Source organism: Okeania sp. SIO2B9 (assembly GCF_010672505.1).
In the GTDB taxonomy this organism is placed as follows: domain Bacteria; phylum Cyanobacteriota; class Cyanobacteriia; order Cyanobacteriales; family Microcoleaceae; genus Okeania; species Okeania hirsuta.
This window is the reverse complement of sequence record NZ_JAAHGK010000121.1, coordinates 1-9,439: the sequence shown is the minus strand read 5'-3', so window position 1 is coordinate 9,439 and position 9,439 is coordinate 1. Positions and strand designations below refer to the sequence as shown.

Annotated in this window: 6 protein-coding genes; 4 read left to right on the top strand and 2 right to left on the bottom strand. The window is 35.3% G+C overall.

Annotated elements, in window-relative coordinates; all coding sequences use genetic code 11:
- From F6K13_RS06790 to dndD, 4 genes are all read left to right on the top strand, one after another.
- The coding region (locus tag F6K13_RS06790; protein ID WP_287287056.1) for an HNH endonuclease at nucleotides 1-466 on the top strand (466 nt) is incomplete at its 5' end.
- 42 nt (nucleotides 467-508) lie between these two features.
- On the top strand, nucleotides 509-2,065 hold the full coding sequence (dndC, locus tag F6K13_RS06785; protein ID WP_287287055.1) for a DNA phosphorothioation system sulfurtransferase DndC: 1,557 nt from the start codon (nucleotides 509-511) through the stop codon (nucleotides 2,063-2,065).
- 47 nt (nucleotides 2,066-2,112) lie between these two features.
- A complete protein-coding gene (locus F6K13_RS06780) occupies nucleotides 2,113-2,247 on the top strand; it encodes a hypothetical protein (RefSeq protein ID WP_275670301.1) in 135 nt (44 codons plus the stop codon).
- Nucleotides 2,248-3,138: 891 nt separating this feature from the next.
- A complete protein-coding gene (dndD, locus tag F6K13_RS06775; RefSeq protein ID WP_124143738.1) occupies nucleotides 3,139-5,121 on the top strand; it encodes a DNA sulfur modification protein DndD in 1,983 nt (660 codons plus the stop codon).
- A 349-nt stretch (nucleotides 5,122-5,470) separates the two neighbouring features.
- Here the strand turns inward: dndD and F6K13_RS06770 are convergent, their stop codons facing one another.
- Both F6K13_RS06770 and F6K13_RS06765 read right to left on the bottom strand, forming a co-directional pair.
- Nucleotides 5,471-6,640 (bottom strand): transposase, encoded by a 1,170-nt coding sequence (locus F6K13_RS06770; protein WP_240038814.1) that lies wholly within the window; start codon nucleotides 6,638-6,640, stop codon nucleotides 5,471-5,473.
- A gap of 422 nt (nucleotides 6,641-7,062) precedes the next feature.
- Nucleotides 7,063-8,700, bottom strand: a complete 1,638-nt coding sequence (locus F6K13_RS06765; protein ID WP_124143737.1) for an acetolactate synthase large subunit — start codon at nucleotides 8,698-8,700, stop codon at nucleotides 7,063-7,065.
- Nucleotides 8,701-9,439: the final 739 nt, after the last annotated feature.

Genomic DNA, 9,439 nt, shown 5'->3' with positions numbered 1-9,439 from the left:
TAAAGACAATAATGAGAAAGAAAGTTCAATTAATTTATCAAACCAACAGCAAAAACAACCTAAATCATATTTCAAAAAATCTGTAGTTAGAGATAGTATCTTTCGTAAAGCAGTTGTACATACCTATAACTATAAATGTGCTTTTTGTGGAATGAAACTCAGTATGTCAATAAACCAAAATATTGTAGATGGAGCCCAGATCAAACCATTTGCCAAATTTTATGACAATAGAATAGATAACGGCATATCACTGTGTAAAAATCATCATTGGGCATTCGATAAAGGTTTATTTACCATAACTGATGATTATAAAATCATCGTTTCCAATAATTTCTTAGAAGAATCACCCAATTCTAAACCAATGAAGGAATTTAATAGTAATCAGCTTTGGTTGCCAAATGAAAAAGAATCTTTCCCCAGAATAGAAGCTTTACAATGGCATCGCCAAAATATATTTATCTCATAAAAATGCAGAATAAATTAAAAAAAATTTTAGGAGTATTGAAAAATGGTAGGAATACAAAAATCTCTTTTTCCAGAGCGAACAACTGCTGAACTAATCAAAGATATAGAAAAGCTAACTATAGAAATTCAAGAATTATATTGCCTTGATGAAATCCCCTTAATTGTTGGATATTCTGGAGGAAAAGATAGTACCGCAGTTTTGCAACTTATATGGAATGCGATCGCTACTTTGCCAGTAGAAAAAAGAACTAAAAAAATTTATGTAATTACTACTGATACACGAGTAGAAAATCCTTATGTTTCTGCTTGGGTAAAACAATCTCTAAAAAACATTGAGAGAGTTGCCCAAGAACAGAAAATGCCAATAGAAACTCACCTTCTACAACCAGATATTCAATATACATATTGGGTAGGTTTAATTGGCAAAGGTTATCCCGCACCCCGTCTAAAATTTAGATGGTGTACGGGACGTTTAAAAATTGAACCATCTAATCTTTTTATTCGTAATGCTGTACGAACTAATGGAGAAGTTATCCTAGTTTTAGGTACTCGTAAAGCTGAAAGTGTTAACCGCGCTAGAACAATGAAAAGATTAGAAGAAAAACGAGTACGGGAACGCCTTAGTCCTAATGCCAATTTACTTAATTCTTTAATTTATTCCCCTATTGAGGACTGGCGAACTGATGAAGTTTGGCTATATTTAATGCAGTGGGAAAATCCTTGGGGAAATAGTAATAAAGATTTACTAGCAATGTATCGAGGTGCGACGGAAGATAATGAATGTCCGTTAGTAGTTGATACTTCAACTCCTAGTTGTGGAAGTTCTCGTTTTGGGTGCTGGGTTTGCACCTTAGTAGATAGTGATAAATCTATGTCAGCAATGATTCAAAATGATGAGGAAAAAGAATGGTTACAACCTCTGATAGATTTGCGTCGGGAACTAGATATTTCGGACAGAGATAAAAGAGATTTTCGGCGAATTTGGGGTACAGTTCAACTATTTGAACGGAATATAGATGGTGAAGTTTCTGTAGAACCAATTCCTGGTCCATATAAAAAAGAATGGCGAGATACTTTACTGAGAAAACTGTTAGAAGCTCAAACACAAATTCGTGAAACTGCTCCAGAAAATATGCGAGATATTACTCTGATTTCTCTGGAAGAACTGAGTGAAATTAGACGCATTTGGTTAGAGGAAAAACACGAGTTTGATGATAGTTTACCTCGTATATATAAAGAAGTAACAGGAGAGAAATTTAAAGACTGTCGTCCTGGTGCAGGAATAAGTCTTTTAGGTAGTGATGAATGGTCAGTATTAGAAGAAATATGTAATGGGGATGAGATGCACCTTGAACTTATGGCAAAACTGTTAGATACAGAGCGGCAATATTATATTAAGTCTCACCGATATAAGATTTATGAAAGTCTCGAACAATGTTTTGAAACAAGTTCTCGTTCCAAGGAAGAAGCTATTCAAAACGCTCATAATAAAAGAGACCTTAAAGAAGCTGTCGAGCAAGGAAAAGTTTCAGAGAAAATTAAACAATTAAGTTGGGCAAACATGAAATTTTCTCGTCAAAATTCGGCAGATATCAAGTAAGGGAGTGGGAAAGCAGGAGAATAGGGGAGCAGGGGAGAAATAAAAATATGAAACTTTCTCCAGAAAATTTATCTTTTGTAAAACTCTATTTTCCCAATCTAGGTCAAAGACAAAAATTCGGGCGTTGGTTGACAGTAAAACTCTATTTGTTAGACTTACTTCCTACAGGAAACATTCAATAGTGACTAGGAATTTATAAAAATTTTTCTGGCAAACTCATCTCTAGTAAAACTCTATTTTCCCAGTCTTAGATCAAAGGCAAAAATTATCTGTTGATGAAAATTTTTCTGACAAACTCATCTCTGGAAAACCTCTCTTTTTCCCAGTCTAAGTCAAAGGCAAAAATTACAAAAAAATTGGATTTGTCAGATTTACCTTCTACTGGGAAAATTCAACAATGACTAGAAAGTTATGAAAATTTCTCTGGAAAACTCATCTGCGGGAAACCTCTGTTTTTCTCAGTCTAAGTCAAAGGCAAAAATTCGGGCGTTGGTTAACAAGAAAATTCTCTTTGTCAGATTTACCTCCTACTGGGAAAAATTCAACAATGACTAGAAAGTTATGAAATTTTCTTTGGAAAACTCATTTGTGGAAAACCTCTGTTTTTCTCAGTCTAAGTCAAAGGCAAAAATTACAAGAAAATTGGATTTGTCAGATTTACCTTCTACTGGGAAAATTCAACAATGACTAGAAAGTTATGAAAATTTCTCTGGAAAACTCATCTGTGGGAAACCTCTGTTTTTCTCAGTCTAAGTCAAAGGCAAAAATTCGGGCGTTGGTTGACAAGAAAATTGGATTTGTCAAACTTATCTCCTACCGAAAAAAGGTAAATTCTAAGAATAAAAAAATCAAGTTAATTATCAAAATAATATGGGTCTAAAACCCCGCCTTTTAAGGCGCAAGATTTTTGGAGCGGAGCTGAAATCCCCTACTTCCCCTCCTGGGAGGGGGAGGGGCGAGGGGTGGGTTAACTTCTGACTTCTGACTTCTGACTTCGTTAACCCACTACCTTTCCCCCTACTCCCTACTCCCTATTCCCTATTCCCTATTCCCTATTCCCTATTCCCTAAAAAATGATTTTCCTAGAACTCGTCTTACAAAATTTCGGACCCTACTCCGGTAAACAAACAATAAACCTCCGCCCTACCCTTACCGATCGCCCTCGCCCCATCATCTTATTTGGAGGTATGAATGGAGGAGGAAAAACTACTCTTTTAGATGCCATTCGCCTCGCACTTTACGGTCATCGCACCCAATGTTCAACTAGAGGAAACTTAACTTATAGCGACTTTCTTTCTCAATGCGTAAATCGTAATACTCCCCCTACAGAAAAAACTCGCATTGAATTAGCTTTTGAACATATTCAAGACGACCAACTTGTAGAATATCGCGTAGTTCGTACCTGGGAAAAAAATCCTAAAGATGGCAAAGATAGTTTAGGAATTCTTGATGGCGAATGGCCTGATTCTTACTTAGCAAATGCCTGGGATGAATATATAGAAAATCTCTTACCTTTAGGAATTTCTAACTTATTTCTATTTGATGGAGAACAAGTAAAAGAATTAGCTGAACTAGAAACACCACCACCTTTAGTAGTAGATGCAATTCAGTCATTATTAGGATTAGAATTAGCCGAACGTCTCGCGGCAGATTTGGATATTTTGGTGACTCGGAAAAAGAAGCAATTTGCCAAGACTAAAGAAATAGCAAATTTAGAGGAAATTGAACAAAAACTCCATCAGCAAAAAAAAGATTTTGAAGTTGCTACAGAAAAATTGGTAGATTTGGAAAAGCAATTAAAAAAAGCTCAACAAAAGCAAGAAAAAGCTATGAGAAAATTTGTCTCGGAAGGGGGAAAAATTGCTGCTGAAAGAAGTCAGTTAAAACAAGAATTTCAAGATGTCGAATTAGAGATGGAAAATGCTCGTCAGGAAATGGTTGAACTTGCTGCGGGAGCTTTACCTCTGGCTTTAATTTCTCCTCTTTTGGAACAAGCAAGTTCTCAAGGTGATGTAGAGATTTTACGCCATGAGGCAGAAATAGCTTTAGATGCTTTTCAGGAAAGAGACCAACGTTTAGTTAATTATCTGAATGAGTTGTCTATTCCTGCTGGCAAAATTAGTAAAATTCAAAGGTTTCTCGATCGAGAAAATCTGATGATTGAAGAGGATATTAATCAAATTGATGAACCTTGGTTATTAGCAGATGAAGAGGCGCTAACTTTACTAGAAAATTTGTTGCGCTATGAGATTGAAAATTGTCGAAAAAATGCTCGGGAAAGTTTAACCAGTCTCAAGGATTTAGAAGTGGAAATTAATGTTCTAGAAAAGCAGCTAGTAAGTGCAGCATCTCCGGAAGCTTATAAAATTTTGGAAGCTGCTTTACAGGAGGCACAAACTGAGTTAGCTAGGATACAGATTGCTTGTGAAAATAGTAAACGCGAGCGTAAAAAATTGGAGGATGCTATTACTAAAACTAAGAAGGAATTATTTAGCTATACTGATGAAACTATCGAACGTCACAATATTCAAAATATCATTGAATCTTCTGGTAAAGTGAAGAAAACTTTGCAGCTATTTAAGGAGAAGTTAACCCTGAAAAAGTTGAATAAACTAGAGATGGAAGTTACTGAATGTTTCCGCTATCTTTTGCATAAATCAGACTTGGTGCATCGCGTGGCTATTGATAATAATAATTTTGCTCTTTCTCTCTACGATAATCAAGGGCAAGTTGTTCCTAAAAATCGCATTTCTGCTGGAGAAAAACAGCTTTTGGCAATTTCGTTTTTGTGGGGTTTGGCAAAGGTTTCTGGTAGACATTTACCCGTCGCTATTGATACACCTTTGGGTAGATTAGATTCATCCCACCGTCAGAATTTAGTAGAACGTTATTTCCCTTCTGCTAGTCATCAAGTTATTCTTTTATCTACCGATACTGAGATTTGTAAATCAGAAGTAGAAAATCTCCGTAACTTAGAGGCGATCGCTCACGAATATTTACTCAAATATGATGCTCAAAAAAATCAAACTAATCTGGAAAGAGGATATTTTTGGTAAGCAAATTTTTTTCCCTCTGTCACTTCAACTGAAGTTACTCACAGAGGGGTAGAAAATTTCTCTACCAATGTGAATATTTACTCAAATATGATGCTCAAAAAAATCAAACTAATCTGAAAATAAGCTATTTTTTGTAACCAAAAACTTTCTTTCTAATCACACCTTAATTTAATTACCATAATTTTTCTCTGTCAAAGTCAAATACCAGAGTTTTATATTGACACTCGCCCGTTAAATCGGAGATTATAACAGAAGATTCTTGTATCACAGATTCTTAGCTAGATAACAAATCAAACAAGTTGAGTTGTACCCCCGTCAGACCATCTCCACAAGCTTTCTTGCTCCGTCTTTACGCTGAGGGAACCTCAGCGCAGGCGGTGCGCTTTTCTTTTGCCGTGTGCCCCACGGCTATTAATCCTCTATTTCTGATTATTTTTGCAGCAGCTACATCACGATTTATTTGATAACTACAGTTGCTACAATTATGCTTTCTATCAGAGAGTTTCTTTTTCTGTCTATGCCCACATAAAGGATATTCTTGAGATGTATAATTCTTATCAACTTTGGCATAATACTTACCTCGTTTCCAACAAACATAAGGTAAGATTTCGTTAATAAACTGACCTATACCACTATCTAAAGATTGTTTCCTGACAATGCCTTTAGACCAGGAATTAAAGTTAACATATTCGACAAAAATATTGTCTGCTAAATCACAAAGTTGATGAGCTATGTTGAAATGCCAATCACGTCTTGTATTAGAGATTTTCTCATCCAATCTAGCTATTCTATTCTGGAGTTTTGACCAATTACTCGACCCTTTATTTTTATGTTTTAACCTTCTTTGCAGCAAGCTCGCGCGTTCCCTTGCGCCTGGAGGCGGCGCGGGGTCGCTCGCCAATTTAAGCTTGCGTAGTTGACCTGATAAAAACTTAGGGGCCTTGATTAATTTTCCTGTAGAAGTAGCGACAAAACTTTCTATCCCTGCATCTATACCTAATGATGTTTTCCCTACTAAATTATCTGGCACTGACTTTGATGAAGTAAAACTAACCATCAAATAATAACCCGTAGCTTTTTTTACTATCCTAGCTTGTTTAGCTACCATAACTTCTGGATATGGTCTACTTTGCCTAATTTTAATCCACCCCAGTTGAGGCAACTTGAATCTACCGCAACCTAGATAATTTTTCAGCATGGCAGGAAAAACAAAGCTTCTCATCCTTTTCTTAAATCTAGGAAAGCCTTTACCCAGAGATTTCATTTCAGAAAATGCCCTGTCTAATTGTTTTAAAGTTTGTTGTAAAACTTGAGCATTAACTGATTTTAACTTAGGATTAGTTTTCTTGGCTGTTGTTAGATTTTTTGCCTGATAATTGTAATTAGGGTAAGGGGTATCACCAGGGATAATATATTCAGAAATAATCGAACAAATATTGATTGGTGACTTCCTTGAACTTAACCAATCTTTATGCCCTCTTAAAGCATAGTTATATACACTTTTACAGACATCAAGAATGTGATTAATTTCTGCCTATTGATGCTGAGTTGGTTCAGCTTGTACTGGTAAGTTAAAGTAATCAATTTGGTGATTCAACTTATTTCTAAATACCATTTAATCCTAACACAAAACTTGTTTCATAATTGTGCAATTAATTTACTGGTTGAAATTCATCTCACCGCTAAATTAAAAATTATAGTGGCTCGAACTCTTTAAACATTCTCTGATAGCTAAACTATAGAAAAAATTTTCGTATTTCATCGTAAGTTTTCCCTAGTTATTTTCTCATTGGTGGCTGAAAAATTTGTATTTCCCACCCTACTGAACTCCTGAAAATACAGAAACTTTCCTACTCTGGATTATTTTTCAGCAACCAAGCAATAACCAATCATAAATTGCTGAAAAATCTCCTACTCAAACCTACTACGAACTACTACTAGCTAAATAGAACAACTTAAACCACCTGATTTTTGAGTAAAACGAGCATTTTCTCGATAATCAACAGGACAATCAATTACAGCGGGAACATCTTGAGCAAGAGCCTCTTTCAGAGTAGGAATTAAATCAGTAGCAGACTCAACTCGATAACCTTTCAAACCAAAACTTTCAGCAAACTTAACAAAATCTGGATTGCCAAACTTAATAAAAGATGACTTACCGAAATGGTCTTCCTGCTTCCATTCAATCAAACCATAACCACCATCATTAAAAATTAAAGTTACAAAAGCAGTACCCACTCGTAAAGCAGTTTCCAACTCTTGACAATTCATCATAAACCCACCATCCCCTGTTGCAGCTATTACCTTACGGTCAGGATGGACTAATTTAGCAGCGATCGCTCCAGGAATAGCAATACCCATTGCAGCAAATCCATTAGAAATCAAACAAGTATTAGGACGGTCACAATGATAATGTCTAGCAATCCACATTTTATGAGCACCAACATCAGAAATAACAATATCTTCTGGGCCCATTACTTGACGTAAATCATAAATTAGTTTTTGAGGCTTAATTGGAAAGTCATTATCTTTACTATATCCCTCATATTCAGAGCGAAGATTTGTTCTAATTTCTGATACAGTCGGACTTACTTGATTCATTCGCTCAGAACGTCGTAAAATTTCATTCAAAGAATCTGAAATATCTCCAACTATTTCAGCTATCGGAATATAACTACTATCAATCTCCGCATATTTTGCTCCAATATGAATAATCGGAATTTCACCTTGAGGATTCCATTTTTTTGGTGAATATTCAATCAAATCATAACCAACTGCAATAACCAAATCTGTTTCATCAAAAGCACAAGTAATATAATCCCGTTGTTGTAATCCTGTAGTCCATAAAGACAGAGGAAGAGTATAAGGCATCACACCTTTACCCATAAAAGTATTAGCAACAGGAATATTTAATTGTGTTGCAAACTCTGTTAAAGCTTCACTTGCATTAGCCCGAATCGCTCCATTTCCCACTAAAATTACAGGGTTTTTTGCTTTAGAAATTGCTACTGCTGCTGCAGTCATACTTTGATAAGCAGAATAAGATTTTTCTTGCTTATCACGATTCAAAGGTTGCCCTTCTACAGACATTGCCGCAATATTTTCAGGTAAATCAATATGTACTGCGCCAGGCTTTTCTTGTTGAGCTACTTTAAATGCTTTGCGGACAATTTCTGGTGTATTACTAGGACGAACAATTTGAGCATTCCATTTAGTTACTGGCTCAAACATTGCCACTAAATCTAAATATTGGTGAGATTCAATGTGCATTCTATCTGTACCAACTTGACCTGTAATTGCTACTAAAGGTGCGCCATCTAAATTAGCATCAGCAACACCTGTCATTAAATTAGTCGCTCCAGGGCCTAATGTTGATAAACAAACTCCTGCTTTTCCTGTTAAACGACCATAGACATCTGCCATAAAAGCGGCACCTTGTTCATGTCGGGTAGTTATAAATTGAATTGGAGAATCTTTGAGAGCTTCCAAGATATTCAGATTCTCTTCTCCAGGGAGTCCAAATACATATTTGACTCCTTCATTTTCGAGGCATTTTACCAATAATTCTGCAGTGTTCATCTCTATTTTTCTCCTTTGATCAAAGGTGGTAGAAAACTAAATCGAAAGTTTTAACTTTAAATTCAGATAAATTTACGGGTACAACGAAAAGTAATTTCGACTATTTATCTAAAATTACAGGCTGAAATATAATGCTTAATTTTAAAACACAAATTCTATAAATGATTATTTTTTTTCTTTTCCGGAATCAAGATAAATTAAACCTCTATTTAACTTTTTTTCCCAGGTAATTAAGTATCTGTGCGAAATCAATTTAACATTTGGTTAAAGCAGCTCACAGGCAGTAAAAAATATACCTGAGTAGTAGATATAAAAATTATTTTTCTTGCCTATTGTTAGATTTAATCTAAGATGATGCTTTCAAAGTTGTTAGTGGGTAAAGTTGTCTAATCTCCAGTTAATCCTCCTGAAATAGGGAAAGCGTTAAAGGTAGATTCGGAATTATTTTAGATACAAAAACTATACTTGCTAAACATCCTATAATACCTCACATCAAATCCGGATAATTAGTTATTTGATAACTTAGAAGTCAAGAGTTAAGAGTTAGGGGTTAGAAGTTAGGATTCCATAGTGGGAATATGTAGGGACTTTCTATGGAGCATCCCTACTACTTCACATATAGAAGAAAGTTTTTCGATAACTGTACAAACGGATTTGATATCACATCTAATACCAAATCCGGTTTTCATACATCTCTTATTTTTATAGCCTAAATCCTTGCTCTAATTAAAGATTTAGA